Source organism: Zhouia amylolytica AD3, from assembly GCF_000511935.2.
Lineage (GTDB): Bacteria > Bacteroidota > Bacteroidia > Flavobacteriales > Flavobacteriaceae > Zhouia > Zhouia amylolytica.
In genome coordinates this window covers 217761-236739 of sequence record NZ_AYXY01000001.1, presented here as the reverse complement: position 1 = coordinate 236739, position 18979 = coordinate 217761, and the positions used below count along the sequence as shown (strand labels likewise).

General features: G+C 38.2%; 13 protein-coding genes. 4 read left to right on the top strand and 9 right to left on the bottom strand.

The genetic code is table 11. From position 1 onward, the window contains the following. Positions 1-36: 36 nt before the first annotated feature. The 5 genes from secDF to asnB all read right to left on the bottom strand — a co-directional run bounded on the left by secDF (position 37) and on the right by asnB (position 9111). Entirely contained in the window at positions 37-3015 is a 2979-nt protein-coding gene (gene secDF, locus P278_RS01185; RefSeq protein WP_038260972.1) for a protein translocase subunit SecDF, read from the bottom strand. Between the two features lie 144 nt (positions 3016-3159). Further along, positions 3160-4095 (bottom strand): malate dehydrogenase, encoded by a 936-nt coding sequence (gene mdh, locus P278_RS01180; RefSeq protein WP_038260970.1) that lies wholly within the window; start codon positions 4093-4095, stop codon positions 3160-3162. A 137-nt stretch (positions 4096-4232) separates the two neighbouring features. After that, positions 4233-5240: a DUF6588 family protein gene (locus tag P278_RS01175; RefSeq protein WP_038260968.1), complete on the bottom strand. Its 1008-nt coding sequence runs from the start codon at positions 5238-5240 to the stop codon at positions 4233-4235. Positions 5241-5322: 82 nt separating this feature from the next. Continuing rightward, entirely contained in the window at positions 5323-7263 is a 1941-nt protein-coding gene (gene gyrB / locus P278_RS01170) for a DNA topoisomerase (ATP-hydrolyzing) subunit B (protein WP_038260966.1), read from the bottom strand. Between the two features lie 177 nt (positions 7264-7440). Then, positions 7441-9111 carry an asparagine synthase B gene (gene asnB / locus P278_RS01165; RefSeq protein WP_038260965.1) on the bottom strand — a complete coding sequence of 557 codons (1671 nt, stop codon included), beginning with the start codon at positions 9109-9111 and terminating at the stop codon, positions 7441-7443. A 264-nt stretch (positions 9112-9375) separates the two neighbouring features. On the opposite strand from asnB, the gene P278_RS01160 reads away from it, so the two are divergent. Then, complete coding sequence (locus P278_RS01160; RefSeq protein WP_038260963.1) at positions 9376-9918, top strand: DUF2911 domain-containing protein; 543 nt, start codon at positions 9376-9378, stop codon at positions 9916-9918. A 74-nt stretch (positions 9919-9992) separates the two neighbouring features. Here P278_RS01160 and P278_RS01155 read toward each other — a convergent pair whose 3' ends face one another. Next, positions 9993-11618 (bottom strand): amidohydrolase, encoded by a 1626-nt coding sequence (locus P278_RS01155; protein ID WP_038260961.1) that lies wholly within the window; start codon positions 11616-11618, stop codon positions 9993-9995. 248 nt (positions 11619-11866) lie between these two features. Here P278_RS01155 and P278_RS01150 point away from each other — a divergent pair, with 248 nt between their 5' ends. Further along, positions 11867-14086 carry an FUSC family protein gene (locus tag P278_RS01150; RefSeq protein WP_038260959.1) on the top strand — a complete coding sequence of 740 codons (2220 nt, stop codon included), beginning with the start codon at positions 11867-11869 and terminating at the stop codon, positions 14084-14086. Here P278_RS01150 and P278_RS01145 read toward each other — a convergent pair. Genes P278_RS01145 through P278_RS01135 form a run of 3 tightly spaced genes read right to left on the bottom strand, consistent with a single transcriptional unit; the run spans position 14083 to position 16975 of the window. Continuing rightward, a complete protein-coding gene (locus tag P278_RS01145; RefSeq protein ID WP_038260957.1) occupies positions 14083-14451 on the bottom strand; it encodes a cupin domain-containing protein in 369 nt (122 codons plus the stop codon). The two genes, P278_RS01150 and P278_RS01145, sit on opposite strands and share 4 nt — an antisense overlap. 10 nt (positions 14452-14461) lie before the next feature. Continuing rightward, on the bottom strand, positions 14462-15436 hold the full coding sequence (locus P278_RS01140; protein ID WP_038260954.1) for a YitT family protein: 975 nt from the start codon (positions 15434-15436) through the stop codon (positions 14462-14464). Between the two features lie 24 nt (positions 15437-15460). Continuing rightward, positions 15461-16975: a helicase HerA-like domain-containing protein gene (locus P278_RS01135; RefSeq protein WP_394331288.1), complete on the bottom strand. Its 1515-nt coding sequence runs from the start codon at positions 16973-16975 to the stop codon at positions 15461-15463. 598 nt (positions 16976-17573) lie between these two features. Here P278_RS01135 and P278_RS01130 point away from each other — a divergent pair. Together P278_RS01130 and P278_RS01125 are read left to right on the top strand one after the other, a co-directional pair. After that, positions 17574-18191 (top strand): YqaA family protein, encoded by a 618-nt coding sequence (locus P278_RS01130; RefSeq protein ID WP_038260951.1) that lies wholly within the window; start codon positions 17574-17576, stop codon positions 18189-18191. A gap of 72 nt (positions 18192-18263) precedes the next feature. Further along, positions 18264-18878, top strand: coding sequence for a 7-carboxy-7-deazaguanine synthase QueE (locus P278_RS01125; RefSeq protein ID WP_235444225.1), 615 nt, complete (start codon positions 18264-18266; stop codon positions 18876-18878). Positions 18879-18979: the final 101 nt, after the last annotated feature.

Below are 18979 nucleotides of genomic sequence, written 5' to 3'. Positions count from 1 at the left end.
CTTCAAAGGGCCTTTTTTGTATGATTAGAAATCTATTTAATTCTCTTTCTTCTTTCCGTCAGTTATTGACTTTTTTAAAGTATCATACATGACTGGTGTTGCAATAAACAATGATGAATATGTACCAACTCCAATACCTATAATCATAGCGAACATAAATCCTCTTAACGATTCACCACCGAAAATAAATATGGTGATCATTACCACCAAGGTGGTCATTGACGTATTCAAGGTTCTTCCTAAAGTACTGTTTAATGCTGAATTCACATTATCACCAGCACTCCAGCCCTTTTCGCTAATTACCTCTCTAATTCTATCAAAGATAATTACGGTATCATTCAGGGAGTAACCAATTACGGTAAGTATTGCCGCAATGAAAGCCTGATCGATCTCCATATTGAAAGGCATAAACTTATAGGTTAATGAGAATATACCCAATACAATGATCACATCGTGGAATACTGCAGCTACAGCACCTAAAGAGAACTGCCATCTGCTGAAACGCAATAATATATACATAAATACAATTGCCAACGATCCTAGAATTGCCCAAACTGCATTTTTCTTAATATCATCCGCAATGGTTGGCCCTACCTTAATTGACTGAAGTATACCAATCTTAGCATCTTCACTTCCACCTAAGAACTGCTCATAAGTAGTTCCTTCAGGTAAGTATTTTTGCAATGCATCATATAATTTCTGTTGAATTTCCTGATCAACTTCAGTTGCTTCTTCATCAACTTTATATTTTGTAGTAACCTTAATCTGATTTGCTCCACCAAATGTTTTTACTTCTGTACTTCCGAAAACAGCATCTAATTCTGAATCTATTTCAGAAGGGTTTACAGGGTGTTCAAAACGAACCTGATAAGAACGTCCTCCAACAAAGTCTACACCTTGGTTAAGACCTAAACTGAATAAAGATCCTAAACTTACTACCAATGCAATTCCTGAAACAATATAAGCTACCTTACGTTTTGACAAGAAATCAATATTCACATTTTTAAACAGGTTCTTGGTTGCTCCGGTATAGAAATCTAAAGATTTTCCTTTCTTCTCAGTATACCACTCGATGAGTAAACGCGTTACAAAAATGGCTGTAAATAGTGATGTAACGATACCTATTAATAAGGTAGTTGCAAAACCTTGAATTGGTCCGGTTCCGAAAACCAATAATATTAAAGCGGTAAGACCTGTTGTAATGTTAGCATCGAGAATTGAAGATAATGCATTTTTGAAACCATCATCTATCGCTTGTTTCTTGCCTTTACCTTTTAAGACCTCTTCTTTAATACGCTCATATATAATTACGTTGGCATCGACCGCCATACCTATGGTTAATACAATACCGGCAATACCAGGTAATGTTAATACGGCTCCGAGCCCTGCAAGGACACCAAAAATTAACAATATGTTGAATGACAGAGCGATGTCTGAGAAGATACCCGCCTTACCATAATAGAAGATCATCCAGATAAGTACAATAATCATCGCAATGATGAACGACATCATACCACTGCTAATTGCTTCATGACCTAAAGATGGTCCAACCACCGCAGACGAAATAATATCTGCTGATGCTGGTAATTTACCTGCTCTTAACACGTTTGCTAAGTCAATTGCTTCATTCAGGGTAAAGTCACCTGATATTTCAGAGTTACCTCCGCTAATTGGTCCACTGCTTACACCAGGTGCAGAATAAACGATATTATCAAGAACAATAGCAATATTTCCTTGCTCTCTGAAAGCTTTTCCTGTAAGCTCTTCCCATATTCTTGCTCCTTTACCATCCATTTGCATAGAAACTGATGGTCTGTTTCCTAAATCATAACTTTGTGAAGCATCGGTAATAACACTACCACTTAATGGAGGGATCCCCTCTCTGTTAGATTTTAAAGCATATAATTCAATAACCTCAGAATCTTTTGCAGGCTTACCCCAAACTAGTTTAGCAGTCTGCAATTCGGTTGGTCTTGCAGCTTGCACCTGAGGCATTTTCAGGTATCCGTTTACCTCTGCCGTATCTTTTAAAGCGAAGGTAGCAACCACCGGGCTTCCCTGGAAACCTGGCTGTACCATTAAGCTCAATAACGGGTTTGATTGTGCCACGTCTAAAGAATCTGTAGCGATATCTGAAAGTAATGAGTCTATTTCAGTTTCTTCCTGCTCCGGCTCAGCTACTGTTTTATCAGTATCGACAATACCTTTAAGTATTTCGTCTGCAGTAACTAAATAAGGTAATACCTGGTCTGCCTTAAATGTTTCCCAGAATTCTAACTGTGCAGTACTCTGTAATAAACCTTTAACACGATCGATATCCTTAGCACCTGGTAACTCTACTAAAATTCTACCAGAGTTCCCTAAACGCTGAATGTTTGGTTGCGTAACACCAAACTTATCAATACGCTTACGAAGAACCTCAAAAGCAGATGTAATAGATTCGTCTACTTTTCTGCGGATAACGGGACGAGCTTCCTCATCTGTCATCTGGAAGTTGATATCATTGCTTAACGCTTTGTTTGCAAATATATCCGGGGAAGCTAACTTGGTACTTCCGGCTGAAACTTCAGTGAATTTTTCGAAGAATAAGTCAATATAAGTATCCTGGCTATTTTTTGAAGCTTCGCTAGCCTCGTCTAAGGCTTTATTAAAAACCGGATCTTTAGAGTTATTAGCTAATCCTTTCAAGATATCCTTTACAGAAATCTGAAGAATTACGTTAATTCCACCTTTAAGATCGAGTCCTTTGTTTAGCTCCTTTTCCTTAGCTTCGTTGTAAGTAAAGCTAGCAACTCCGATATTATAAACGGTTTGATTGCCAATAGAATCTAAATAACTTGCTTCCTCTGCCTCTCTTTTTGCTACGTAATTATCTTCATCAGAAGTAATTTTGTTCACAGCAAAATCTTCGGCTTCTCCTTCTACTTTATTGATAACGAAAGTAAATGATAGTTGATAGATACTTACGATACCAAATAAAATAGCAAAAAGCCTAATAAGTCCCTTGTTTTGCATCCTAAATTTTATTTAATAGTCAAATTTTAAAAACGAGCAAATATAAAATTTACACGATGATAAACCAATTTATTTTAAGGTTACTATACAAAAAATCCTGCATGAAAACAATTCAGCAGGATTTTTTTGAAAGTATTGTAAGCATTATTTCAAAATATCACTTAATGCTCCGTTCGTTTTACTTACTGCTTCGGCGCTTGAAGTTAACTTCGCTTTTTCTGCTTCATCCAGCTCGATCTCTACGATTTCTTCAATACCGTTTCTACCGATAATAGCAGGAACTCCAATAGAAATATCATTCAATCCATACTCTCCTTCTAAGAAACATGAGCAAGGGAACATTTTCTTCTGATCACAAGCAATTGCCTGAACCATTGCTGAAACAGCAGCTCCTGGTGCGTACCAAGCACTGGTTCCTAACAATTTAGTCAGGGTAGCACCACCTACTTTAGTATCTTCCATTACCTGATTTAAACGCTCTTCAGAAAGGAATTTAGAAACAGGAACACTGTTTCTTGTCGCCAAACGTGTTAAAGGAATCATTCCGGTATCACTATGACCTCCGATCACCATTCCGTCAACATCAGAAATTGGAGCCCCCAAGGCTTCTGCCAATCTATACTTGAATCGTGCACTGTCTAAAGCACCCCCCATTCCAATGATACGATTCTTTGGAAGGTCTGTAACTTTATGTGCTAAATAGGTCATAGTATCCATAGGATTACTAACCACAATAATAATTGCATTCGGAGAATGCGCTAAAAGACTTTCAGTAACTGATTTTACAATACCAGCATTAATACCGATAAGCTCTTCACGCGTCATACCAGGTTTACGAGGAATACCACTTGTAATTACAGCAATATCACTATCTGCTGTTTTAGAATAATCATTTGTAGAACCTGTAATTTTGGTGTCAAAACCATTCAATGAAGCTGTCTGCATAAGGTCCATTGCCTTCCCTTCGGCAACGCCTTCTTTAATATCTACTAAAACAACTTCTGAAGCAAAATCTTTAATCGCAATATATTCAGCACAACTTGCTCCAACGGCACCTGCACCTACTACTGTAACTTTCATATGATATATTTTATTATTTGATAATTTTTAAAAACGGTAGCAAAGTTCGTTAAATTTATTGATTATCCATAGTTTATAGCATGAAAAAAGGAGTCTTTTGGACTCCTTTTATTTAAACTTTGTTATAATTTCTTCTTTTACCTGAATCCAAAATTAATCCCCAGATTGAAACTATCGAACTCCCCAAAAGTATAATCTGCGTTAATGCGGAAAAAGCTAAGTTTCAGCTTCGCACCGAGTGTCGCCTTAACCCCTGATGCGCTTTTTGCTATTGAGAATGGATCCACTACAGTTTCTGATTGTAAAGGCCCTTGCTCAACCACATAGGTTCCTAAAATATCCGTATTCGATTTACCAGTCAAATACCCTACACTTCCATAAAAATTTATCACCGGTAATTTGGTTGAAGCGATCAAATTAAAAACCCAGGTATCCGCTTTGGTTTCAAAGCGCTGATTTTCTCCATCGACGATTTGGGTATCCGTAAAGTCATATTCACCATTTAGATGAGAATACGCTATTAAACCTGAAATCGCTACCGGCATCAAATTATTACCCGGCAACCATTCCGATAACTCATGCTGCAACCCAAAGCCATAATAGGCCAGGGAAGCGTCGTCATAGGAGGTTTTAGGCAATAATCGAACTTTCACCTCCGTATGTTTTATAAGTCCTACACTTGCCTGCAACATTGCTGTGGGAATAAAATCAATGTTTTCTGCCGACAAACCAGAAGGTAGTTCGAAAACAGCGTCGTCAAAAGTACCCGGTTGGCCTCCGTCAACAAACACCTCTATTCCCTGAAGGTCTCCTAAAGCTGTAGCAACTTCTTTACTCACACTGCCATCGACAAACTGTAGGTTTTCATATTGTGAGGTATCTAAAGTGAAAGACTTTTTATTATCCTTAATCGGACTTGCGTTTCCAATTAAAGAAATCTCAAATCCTAAGAATGGTTTTACTTCTGCAGAGTTGAACCAACCGTTGTTCATTCCGTACATTAACCCTTCGGCAGCAGGAGCTAAATAATCGTTGGTATAACGTTCGGCATCATCGATACCGGCTGCTAGCAAATCATTAATGTTTTGTTGTGCGCTCGTAAATAGCCCTGTACACATAAAGGCAATAGATAGAATTTTCTTCATAATTGTTTTGATTTGGGATGGCTAAAATAAAAAAACTCACGAGAGTTCTCGTGAGTTTTTTACAACAATTTTATGTTATTTCTTATGCATCAATATTAGCATAAGCTGCATTTTTTTCAATAAATTCTCTACGAGGCGGCACCTCATCTCCCATCAACATTGAGAATATTCTGTCGGCTTCAGAACCATTATCAATGGTTACCTGACGAAGAGTTCTAAACTCAGGATTCATGGTCGTGTCCCACAATTGCTCTGCGTTCATCTCTCCAAGACCCTTATAACGTTGAATATTCACCGAACCTCCAAACTCCTGGGCTAATCTATCTCGTTCTTTATCACTCCAGGCATAGGTCTTTTTTGCTCCTTTTTTAACTAAATACAACGGAGGAGTTGCTATATAAACGTGACCATTTTCAATAAGTTCTTTCATATACCTGAAGAAGAAGGTCAAAATTAAGGTTGCAATGTGAGAACCATCGACATCCGCATCACACATGATAACCACTTTATGATAGCGAAGCTTTTCCAGATTCAATGCTTTACTATCTTCTTCGGTTCCTATAGTTACCCCTAAAGCAGTAAAAATATTTTTGATCTCTTCATTCTCAAAAACCTTGTGATGCATTGCCTTTTCAACATTCAGAATTTTACCCCTCAATGGAAGAATAGCCTGAAAATTTCGATCTCGCCCTTGTTTTGCAGTTCCACCTGCCGAGTCTCCCTCGACAAGAAAGATTTCGCATTTTTCAGGGTCTGTCTCTGAACAATCCGATAATTTACCTGGAAGACCACCACCACTCATTACGGTTTTACGCTGCACCATTTCACGCGCCTTACGGGCGGCATGACGTGCCTGCGCCGCCATAATAACTTTTTGCACTATAGTCTTGGCATCATTCGGATGCTCTTCGAGATAATTCTCCAGCATTTCAGACACAGCCTGAGAAACTGCCGAAGTCACCTCTCTGTTACCCAATTTGGTTTTGGTCTGACCTTCAAATTGCGGTTCAGCAACTTTTACTGAAACAATTGCCGTCAACCCCTCTCTAAAATCATCACCAGCAATGTCAAACTTTAGTTTATCCAGCATCCCGGAGTTATCGGCATATTTCTTTAACGTAGTGGTTAAACCTCTCCTAAATCCAGATAAATGTGTACCACCCTCATGGGTATTAATATTGTTAACATAAGAATGCAGGTTTTCACTAAAAGAAGAATTGTAAACCATGGCAACCTCTACAGGTATACCATTTTTCTCTCCTTCCATTGAAACTACATCTGCAATGATCGATTCACGATTTCCATCGAGGAATCGAATAAATTCTTTTAACCCTTCTTCCGAATGAAATTCTTCACCTTCAAACTCACCCTTTTCGTTGGTATGACGTTTATCCGTCAGGGTTATTTTGATTCCTTTATTCAGATAAGCCAATTCGCGCATACGCGAGGCCAATGTATCATAATTGTACTCTGTGGTCTGTTGAAATATTGAAGCATCAGGCTGAAAAGTTACTACAGTACCTCGTAAATCAGTCTCTCCTACCGCTTTGACCGGGTATACAGACTTCCCTCTTTCATACTCCTGCTCCCATATCTTGCCATCTCGATACACCGTAGCCTTCAGGTGATCTGACAAAGCATTCACACAAGATACACCTACACCGTGTAAACCACCGGAAACTTTATATGAATCTTTATCAAACTTACCACCGGCACCAATTTTAGTCATTACAACCTCCAGTGCCGACACGCCTTCCTTTTTATGTATATCTACAGGGATCCCACGACCGTTATCCTCAACGGTAATAGAATTATCCTCATTTATAGTTACTCTAATGGTATCACAATGTCCGGCCAATGCCTCATCTATCGAGTTATCGACAACCTCATATACTAAATGGTGTAAACCTCGCGGACCAACATCACCAATATACATTGAAGGACGCATACGAACGTGCTCTATACCTTCTAACGCCTGTATACTATCGGCCGAATACTGTTTTTTAGTTACTTCTTCACTCATAAATTCGATGTTTTTTAAACATTTTGCGCAACAGACAAATATAGCAAACTATAGGTGAAAACAAGGTTATGAAAAACATAAAACCTTCCAAGTTATTAACAAAAACTTGTGAAAACTCAACAAAAAAAGCGCCGTAAGAATACGGCGCCTTTAAAACTATATCAGACATTCTACAATTTAACTCACGTAGGCATCAGTATGAACATTGCTAATTGCTCTTCCAGAAGGCTCGTTCATGTTCTTAAATGCTTCATCCCACTCTAGTGCAATTGGTGTACTACAAGCCACCGAAGGCACTGAAGGCACTGTTAAAGCAGCCGTGTCAGAAGGAAAGTGTTCAGCAAATATTGTGCGATAGTAATATTCTTCTTTCGATCTTGGCGTCTGGATCGGGAACCTGAATTTAGCATTGGCCAGCTGCTCATCCGAAACCTCGGCTTCCACTAATTCTTTCAAGGTATCTATCCAGCTATACCCAACTCCATCAGAAAATTGCTCCTTTTGTCTCCAGGCAACACTTTCAGGAATATAGGACTCAAACGCCTTTCGGATAACCCATTTTTCCATGCGCTCTCCATTTATCATTTTATCCTGAGGGTTAATACTCATTGCTACATCAATAAACTCTTTATCCAAGAACGGCACACGACCTTCAATTCCCCATGCTGCCAAAGACTTGTTAGCCCTCAAGCAATCATACTGATAAAGCTTATCTAACTTACGAACTGTTTCATCGTGAAAATCTTTAGCGGTAGGTGCTTTATGGAAATACAGATACCCTCCAAACAGCTCATCAGCTCCTTCACCCGATAAGACCATTTTAATCCCCATCGACTTAATTACTCTTGCCATTAAATACATTGGAGTAGAAGCCCTGACAGTTGTAATATCGTAGGTCTCCAAATGATAGATCACATCTTTTATGGCATCCAGACCTTCCTGTATCGTGAATTTAATTTCATGATGTACAGTTCCGATATGATCGGCAACCTTTTTAGCCGCAGCCAAATCAGGTGAACCTTCCAAACCTACAGAGAAAGAATGCAGTCGAGGCCACCAAGCCTGATCTGTATCATCACTTTCAATTCTTTTTTCGGAATATTTTTTTGCTATTGCCGAAGTCACAGAAGAATCTAATCCTCCTGAAAGAAGCACCCCATATGGAACGTCGCTCATTAATTGTCTGTGAACTGCATCCTCCAATGCCTGACGAACCTTTTCTATACTTGTCTCTGCCTCCTTAACCGTTTCAAATTCGGTCCAGTCGCGAGTATACCAACGTTTCAACTCACCATCTGAGCTGTGCATGTAATGTCCCGGAGGAAAAATTTCAATTTTAGTACAAATTCCTTCTAAAGCTTTCAATTCAGAAGCCACATAGAAAGTTCCATTTTGGTCCCAACCAATATAGAGCGGAATGATCCCCATATGATCTCTGGCCACAAAATATTCATCTTTATCAACATCGTATAGAGCGAACCCAAAAATACCATTCATCTCATCGATAAATCCTGGCCCCTTCTCCTGATATAAAGCAAGGATCACCTCACAATCAGACTGTGTCTGAAAATTGTATCTACCTTCAAATTGCTTACGAAGCTCTCTATGGTTATAAATCTCACCATTGGCCGCCAAAACAAACTTCTCATCTTCACTAAGGAGCGGTTGACCTCCTGATGCGGGATCAACGATAGCCAAACGCTCATGCGCCATAACTGCCTTATCATTACTATATATCCCACTCCAATCAGGACCTCTATGACGTAATTTTTTACTCATTTCTAACAATTGAGGTCTTAGAACCTCCGCTTGCTCTTTTAAATCGAATGCACAAACAATTCCACACATATCAATATTGCTTTTATATCATTTATAATTACAAGGCAAATATTAGATTATAGTTTCAATTTAAAAACCAAAACCTCATTATTGGTTGCTATTAAAAACTAAACATACGCGATTACACACAAAAATAAACTTCAAACATTAAATCATGCTACAACCTATTACAATTTGTAAGTCTCCTTTTTTAAAAAAACATTAACTAAACCACTATAGGAAGAAACCATTTTAACTAATTACCTTTATTGTCTTAAATAAAATTAACTACAAATGAAAAAACTAACCTTAGTAATCACACTATTTACAGCTTTATTAGCTTTCAACGAAATTAGTGCTCAGAAATTTAGCGGAATTGACAAGAGTGTTGCAGACATTGCATACTACAAAACTGATCGCAATGCAGCGCCTAGCATCAAAGTTATCTATTCAAGACCGCTGATGAAAGGACGAAGTGTCTTTGGGAATTTAGTTCCTTTTGAAAAAGTTTGGAGAACAGGAGCTAACGAAGCTACGGAAATTCGATTTTACCAGGATGTTATGTTTGGAGACAAACCAGTAAAAGCTGGAACCTACACCTTGTACACCATTCCTGGAGCTAACGACTGGACGATCATCCTAAACAATGATACAGATGTTTGGGGAGCCTATTCGTACAAGGAAGCCAATGATGTTGCCAGAATTACAGTACCTGTGGCTCAGGGCAACGAATCTTTGGAAGCTTTCTCCATTGCATTTAAAAAAGAAGATGACAATAAAATCGATATGGTTTTAGGTTGGGACACTACCAGAGTAGCCATCCCATTTGGCCTGTAGATCTTTCAGATTTAAAAATAAAAAAGCACCTCAATGAGGTGCTTTTTTTATATCAATATGCTACTTTGGCAACACTATTCTTTTTTCGGCATCAACTCCCCTCCTAAATAGGTATGCTCTACTTGCAGATCAGGAACCTCCTCTATAGGAACTTGCATAATATCCTTGTCAAGGATAATAAAATCTGCAAATTTACCAGGCTCCAAACTACCTTTCTCCTGCTCTTCAAAATTAGCAAAAGCGGCCCATATGGTCATCCCTTTCAGGGTCTCTTCTCTTGTTAATGCATCTTTGATTTGAAATCCGTTTTTAGGATAATCCTCAAGATCCTTGCGAGCTACGGCCGCATAAAAAGTTAAAAACGGGCTCACTTTCTCTACCGGAAAATCAGTACCTAAAGCAAGTACCCCAGATTTATTCAAAAGCGTTTTATATGCATAAGCCCTCTCAATCCGATCTTCTCCCAACCTATCCTCAGCCCAATACATATCACTTGTGGCATGTGTAGGCTGTACCGATGGTATAATCCCTTTACTAAAATAATTAAAATCCTCTCCATCGATTACCTGGGCATGTTCAATTCGCCAGCGTCGATCTGATTTTCCTGTTAAAGCAGCCTCATAAGCTTTCAAAACGACTGCATTAGCGGAGTCTCCTATAGCATGTGTATTCATTTGATAATCGGAAGCAGCAATTCGTGTTGCCAGGTCATGAATTTCGTCCACGGAAGTAACCATAGCTCCAAAATGATGGTGTTTGTCCGAATACTCCTCTTTCAAGGCTGCTCCTCTTGAGCCCAAGGCTCCATCTCCATAAACCTTTACTGATCTTACATTGAGATGGTCCGTTTTAATAATTCCTTTAGGCAAATAAAAATCAAGGTTTTCTTTATTATTACTTACCATGGCATAAACTCTCATTTTTAGATCTCCTTGTTGCTGCAAACTATCAATCAACTCAATAACCTCTCTGTCAAGTCCAGCATCACTCACTGTGGTCAATCCAAAATCCAAACATAACGCTTGGGCATCCAGCAAAGCTTTTGCCTGGTCTGCTCTGCTAATATCCGGTACAATCGCATCGATCATAGCCATTGGATTGTCTATTAAAACTCCGGTAAGGGCTCCATCCTCAATCACGATCTCTCCTCCTGAAACTTTAGTTTCCTTTGTTATTCCGGCAAGATCTAAGGCCTTTTGATTTACCAGATATGCATGTCCATCTATCCGCTGTAAAACAACGGGGGTATCAGGAAACAACTTATCTAACCTATCCTTATTCGGGAATATTTTTTCCTCCCAATCATTTTGATCCCATCCCCTTCCGAAAATAAAATCCTTTTGTTTTTCTTTCTGAAAAGCAACAACCTTTTGCAACACCTCCTCATAACTCTTCGTGTCTAAAAGGTCTACCATCTGCTGATTAAGCCCCAAACCAAAAAAATGACAATGGGCGTCTATAAGCCCGGGAAGTATGGTTTTCCCTTTAGCATCTAAAATTCTTTGACTTTCATAAATTTCTGTAAGCTCTTCGTTAAGGCCAACTGCCATAATTTTACCGTTCTTTACAGCCATTGCTTCAGCCTTGCTAAAAGCTGAATCCACAGTATAAATATTTGCATTGGTAACTAAAAGGTCAATTTTCTCCTTTTTGGTACATGACATTGCGAATGCGAGAAAGAGTAAACAAATTTTCTTCATCCCTGTTTTTTGAGTTAGTTTTAGTTTTTTAAGTGTACATCTGTTATCAGCAGGCAGGTTATTTCTAATACTAAAAAACTGTTTATCTTTTAGTAATGTAAATATAACGTCTTTTTTTTAACAGCTGCCCAAAGTTAATTTTGTTTCAGTAATCTTACAAGAAATGCCGATATAACTTCAACTTTATTGGGATCGTATAGGAATTAAAACGAAAGAGTATTTTAACTTTGTAAAGCTAAGAGATCATAATGCTAAAGGAAGTAACCCAATTTTTCAAAAGCTTTCAATTCGCCAAAGGCCTACTAATTACTTTAGCTGCGGTTACGGCTATTGCTATAAGCTATTTTGCTGGTAAAATTGAAATGGGAGCCTCTTTGGCGTTTGGAGTTTTACTAACCTCGGTTCCCGACATCCCGGGTAACACGAAACACAAACTTTACGGAGTTCTTGCTGCGATTATTTTTGCAGTGATTAATATCATTTTAATCAACCTTACGTACCATCATTACATCCTGATCAGTATAACGCTGCTTGTCCTGGTCTTCTTCTATGCTTATATTTCAGTTTATGGTTTCAGAGCATCTCTGGTATCGCTGTCAGGCCTCCTGGCCATAGCAATAAGTATGGCTCATTTAAGAACGGGCCATGATATTATTTTACACGCAGGAGTTACTGCCTTAGGAGGACTATGGTACTTGTTATTATCAACAGCCTACTCACTCATAAATCCGACTCAGTTCAGCATGCAACTTCTTTCGGAGGTAATGAGATTAACTGCAGACTATCTCAATACAAGAGCTGAATTAATTCTTGTAGATGATAGTGAAAGAAAAGAGCTTTTAAAAAAACTATTTCAATTACAAACAGAATTAAACGAAAAGCACGAGTCTTTAAGGTCGGTTTTACTCAATGCCCGTATTAAATCCGGATCCACCAATTATATCAAAAAGCAGTTAATGGTATTTATCGAACTGATCGATATGCTGGAATTGGCCATCGCCAACCCGATGAACTACAAAACCATTGATAAAAACTTTAAAAAAGACAATAAAAACATTATTAAAAGTTTTGCAGCCATTTCTCAAAATATAGCTATTGAGCTGGAAATCCTTTCAGTTAAAATTTCAAAAAAAAATGGCAGTATCCGAGGAGCAGACCTTGACACCTTACTCGCAACGGCTCATAATGATATCGAAAATTACAAAGCCTCGGTTGATGTTGAACAAAACCGGGATAAGATATTACTGCTTCGAAATCTTTACGATTACATCGAACAGCAAGCCGAGAAGATCAAGAATATAAAAAGAGTATTGACCATCACCTTAAAACAAACCGAAAAAGAACAAAAATCTCCGAATAAAAAATTACTTACTCCTCAAGATTATAGCATCAATACGCTAAAAGAGAATCTTTCGTTTAAATCGCCCATTTTTAAACATTCCTTACGCTTAACCATTACAGTTTTAGCTGGATTTTTAATTGGCAGCCTTTTTTCGATACAAAATGCCTATTGGATTATTTTAACCATTATTGTAATCATGCGGCCAAATTATGGGCTTACCAAAGAAAGATCGAAACAACGTATTGCAGGGACCCTGATTGGAGGACTCATTGCTGTGGCCATTATTGTTCTTACTCAAAATATTTACGTGTACATCGCTATTATCCTGGTCTCGATGACCATGGGATTTTCCTTTATACAACAGAATTACAAAGCGTCCGCCACTTTCATCACACTCAACATCGTTTTTGTGTATGCTCTATTACAGCCGAATGCTTTTGAAGTTATTCAATACCGTATCATAGACACCTTAATCGGTGCCGGTTTAGCTATCGTTGCTAATTACACCTTATGGCCAGCCTGGGAGTTCTATTACCATAATGACCTCCTTATAAAATCGATTGAATCAAACATTAACTACCTGAAAGAAGTAAAGTCGCTTTACAATAACAAGGAAGACAAAAGCACTTCCTATGTTATTTCGCGAAAGGAAGCATTTTTAGCCATTGGTAATTTAATGGCCACCTTTCAGCGCATGGCTCAGGAACCTAAATCGAAACAAAAAAACTTTATGGTATTATACGAAGCTGTAGTCATTCAACACACCTTTTTATCATCAACTGCAGCTATCGGAACTTATATTCAAAACCACCATACCTCATCAGCCTCGAGTGACTTTAATGACTACATTGATGAAATCATTAAAAACCTCAACGAATCGATTCAATTACTGAAGGGCAATCATATTGCAACATCTGACAGCCTTAAACACCGAGAGGCTATCAACCAGATTAAGTCTCATTATGCGGAACTTATAAAGAAAAGACAAGAAGAAATTTCATTAGGAAACCTGGTCATCACCGAAGAGACCAGAAGCAGATTAAAAGAAGCACATCTGGTAATCGACTTGTTACAATACCTGTTTTCTCTCTCTGAAAAGCTCAAAAAATTGGTAGGAACGAATTAATCATTTTCCCTATTCACCTTATCAATCGAAAATGCAGGCATACATATTGCCATATATTCACATTCCTCATCAAAAGGATTAGAATATTGTACCCGGGTATTTTTTTCAATCTTAATGGATTGACCGGCCTCCAAAACAATGGTTTCCCCATCTACCACAAATTGTTTTTTACCCCTTATGACATAGGTATATTCATCAAACTCAGGGGTCTGAAAGGGTTCACTCCACTTTGGTGGTGCAATCATATGCGCTATACTTAATTGCTCACCACCTTTAGAAGCTGCTCCAAAATGTTCTTCAATGAGCTTACCATCTGTAGTCGGGACTACAAATGGCGACTTTTGTACAGTATATTTCCTGGTCATAATCCCAATCTTACTTTAACGGCTTTTTCTTGATCATTCCGCCTTTAATATCTTTGACAATATCCATGACCACAAAAGCTTTTTTATCAATTTTATCAATTTCAGTACTTAATCTTGCTAACTCCAATCGAGTTACAACCGTGTAAATGATTTCGGTCGCTATACGTTCTTCTCCATATTTACTATACCCTCTTCTTCCCTGGTAGATTGTACATGCCCTCCCCATTTTTTCGGTTAACATTATTCTTATTTCCTCACTTTTCCCTGAAACTATGGTTACTCCAATATACTCCTCGACACCATCCACTACAAAATCGACTGTTTTAGCTGCAGCCAGATAAGTCAATATGGCATATAGTGCTGTCTCGACAGAAAGCAAGTAGGCCCCAACGGAGAAAATAATAATATTAATAATCAACAATACATCCCCCACAGTGAGATGCAGCTTTCTGCTTAAGTAAATAGCCAAAACTTCTGTACCATCAATCACACCGCCTCCTCTCATAGCCATTCCAATTCCAAGTCCCAGAAAAAAACCACCAAAAACAGCAATTAACAGCTTGTCGTCCGTAATGGTCGGATACGGTACAAAGTGCACTACAATGGCCAATGCCATAATTGCAAGTATACTTTTAATCGCGAACTTTTTGCTTATCGTCTTAGCTCCTAAGATGAGAAATGGCAAATTCACAATCAATAACAATATTCCTAAAGAAAAATTAGAAATCACCTGTAACAATAAGGAGATTCCTGTAGCTCCCCCATCGATAAATTGATTAGGGAGCAAAAAACCGTTCAATCCAAAACCAGCTGAAAAAACACCAATAATGATAAAGAGCACCTCTTTAACGGTATGTGCAAATTCTACCTGAAGCGCACGTACTTCTCCTACGAGTTCTCTCTTGGAAAACTCAGTTTGACCCGTCTTCGCTTTTAAACGATCCTTTGCTCTTTTTATATATAAAAATTGAGAGACTATATTCATCAGGAATATCTGTTATATACACTTTTATTTTTTCATTACCTTATTCAAAATTCCAAACACCCCGCGAATAAAAGTAGCACTTGTAAGCACTTTTAAAATAGGATTCATCCCGGAAGAAGACCTGCTCGAAGCTCGAGCTCTTTTTTTCTGAGCTTCCTTTGCTTCTTGTTGAGCTTCTTCTTGTGTGGCTTTCGCTATCTTTTCATTGAGCAGCTCATAGGCACTCTCGCGATCGACCACCTCATTATACTTTGGAATAAGCGTTGACTTTTCAAGGACTGCTTTCAACTCTGTATCATTTAATACATCCATCCTGCTCATCGGTGCCCGCATCATAGTTGCAGCCAAAGGAGTAGGTCGACCTTTTTCATCTAAAGCCGTTACCAAAGCTTCACCTATACCTAAACTTGTTAATATCTCTTCGGTTTCATAAAAATCTGTCTCAGGGTAATTTTGAGCAGCTAATTTTATAGCCTTACGATCTTTAGCCGTAAATGCCCTTAAAGCATGTTGAACCTTCAATCCTAATTGCGCCAACACCTCTTCCGGTACATCAGTAGGGTTTTGAGTCACAAAATAGAGTCCGATTCCTTTTGAACGTATTAATTTAACAATACTTTCTATTTGATCCAGTAAAGCATCGGAAGCTTCCTTAAATATCAGATGCGCCTCATCGATAAAAAATATCAGTTCTGGCCTGTCGGCGTCTCCCTGTTCAGGAAATGTATCATAAATTTCTGCCAGAAGACTCAACATAAAGGTAGAAAATAAGGTAGGGCGGTCTTGGATATCAGTTAAACGCACTATGTTAATAAACCCTCTACCCTGCTCATCTACCCTGCACAGATCATTTACATCAAAAGACTTTTCACCAAAGAAAAACTCAGCACCTTGCTGTTCCAAAGCTATAATCTTTCTCATTATAGCCCCTGTAGAAGCGGTAGAAACCCGTCCGTACGTTTCCTGAAAATCATCTCGGCCATCACCAGTAGCATACTGGAGCACTTTTTTTAAATCTTTCAGGTCCAAAAGTGGTAACTTATGATCATCACAATATTTAAAAACTACCGCCAATATCCCCTGTTGCGTATCTGACAGATCTAAAATCCTCGACAAAAGCACGGGACCAAATTCCGAAACTGTAGCCCTCAATCTCACGCCATTTTGCTCAGAAAGTGTAAACAATTCGACTGGAAAAGGCTGAGGTGTATAGGGCATTCCTATCTTTTCATGCCGTTCTGTAATAAAACTTTTTTCCTCTCCAGGTTGAGCCAGACCACTTAAATCACCTTTAAGATCCATCAACAAAACCGGAATTCCTTTTTCAGAGAGGTTTTCAGCCATTACCTGCAGGCTTTTGGTTTTTCCGGTACCAGTAGCACCTGCGATTAAGCCGTGCCTGTTTAAGGTTTTTAGAGGTATTTTCACAAAAGCATTGGAAACAGTTTCACCCTGGTACATGGCAGACCCTAAAGTAATAAATTCCCCTTTAGTGGTATATCCCTGTTCTATATGATCAAAAAAAGAATTGTTCTTCACTGATATTTAATTTTCTATAAAAATAAGGTAATTTTATTCAAGATTGAAAATTCACAGGCAACGAAAAAATCAATTCCTATCATTCACCACTAAAGCCCTTTTTCAATGAGATTTAAAACAATATTGGCAACCTCAAATCAAAAAACCACTCCTTTCAATACACTAAAAATTAAAGGATCTTTATTTCATTTGAACCTGGAGAAAAAAATAGCAATTCAAAAAAATATTGTCTGGCCAACTTAAGGTACGTTCCTTGTATATCAATACAAATTGGAGCTCCGATGAACTTGCATGACGCATTCAGAACGAGAACAGGGAGACACACCAATACTCAAACATCATCTAAAATCAGAGAAGTTGTTATTAAAATCAATACCATCGAATTCCTGAAAATCTTCGTCAACAAATTCCACGATATTACCAACCTGGTTTCTTGCTCTTTGACAAAGAATCATACAATTGCCACTTAAACATAAGAAATGCATAGTGTTAAAGCTCTATAAAATAAAGTTAAAGCGGTATGTTCTGCGAAAAACTATAACTATCTTTGTTGCCCTATTTTTGGGACCTATTCAAAAAGATTGCTTGAATTTTTTGCATGGAAAGAACAAACGTAAAAAGAAAAAAATCGAAGGCTAAGTTATTACACCAATATTACCAATATACAGGTTTTTACGAATTTGTATGGAAAAGTGTAAAAAAAGCATTGTTACCTATTGCCTTGGTTATTGGTGCCATTTTTGCCATCGATTATTTTATTTTTGACCTTAATACTTTTTTCAAAGAAATGACACAAACACTTCCTCCTGAAGGGGTGTTCACTATTTTCTTTGTTTCAGAGTCATTATTAGGTTTAATACCCCCTGAGATATTTATTGCCTGGGCTGGGAAAACCGCTAAACCGATCTTATTCCTTTCTATTTTAGCTGTTCTTTCCTATATCGGAGGTTTGATTTCTTATTTCATCGGTGTTGCTATTACTAAAATACCTGCTGTCCATCGCTATCTGGAAGTTAAAATGCAAAAGCATTTGAAAAACACAGCTAAATGGGGCGGATTTCTTATCATTGTAGGAGCGCTTCTACCGATTCCGTTTTCTATAACCTGCGTTGCAGCGGGCATCATTAGTTTCCCTTTCAGATATGTTACGCTTTATGGTACTTTAAGATTTCTAAGGTTCGCCTTATACGCATTGGTAATATTTAATGTGGTATAGAAATAAACTACTGTGTTTAAGTACTAAAGTATAAACTATCACTATCTTTGCCGCATGATTACAACAGCTACAATGGAGTTAGTCGAAAAAGGAGAAATGCTTCCTTTGATGGAGGAATTCTACACGATACAGGGTGAAGGTCATCACACAGGTACTGCCGCATATTTTATACGTGTGGGCGGCTGTGATGTCGGATGCCACTGGTGTGATGTCAAGGAAAGCTGGAATGCAGAAACCCACCCTCCTACTGAAATAACCAGTATCGTAGACAATGCGGTTAAATATGCAAATACGATCGTTATAACAGGAGGTGAACCACTCACCTGGAACATGGATCCTCTAACCCAAAGGCTGAAAGAAAGAGGTCTTAAAACTCATATTGAAACCTCTGGAGCTTATCCTTTAACCGGGGTTTGGGATTGGATTTGCCTCTCCCCTAAAAAAATGAAGCTCCCAAAGGAAGAGGTCTACAATGCTGCTGACGAACTTAAGGTGATTGTTTACAATCAACACGATTTCAAATTTGCTGAAGAACAAGCAGCAAAAGTCAGTGAGTCTTGTGAGTTATACCTACAACCTGAATGGAGCCGAAGAGAAAAGATGATGCCGGAGATTGTCGATTATGTAATGACCCATCCAAAATGGAAAATTTCTCTGCAAACACACAAATACCTCAACATTCCTTAAGAATTATTTAACGCCTTGAGCACTTCTAATTAGCTGTTCTCTACCTTGTTTTTTGTATCTTTAAGTGATTTGACAATCAACAGATTACCTATTCACTTCTT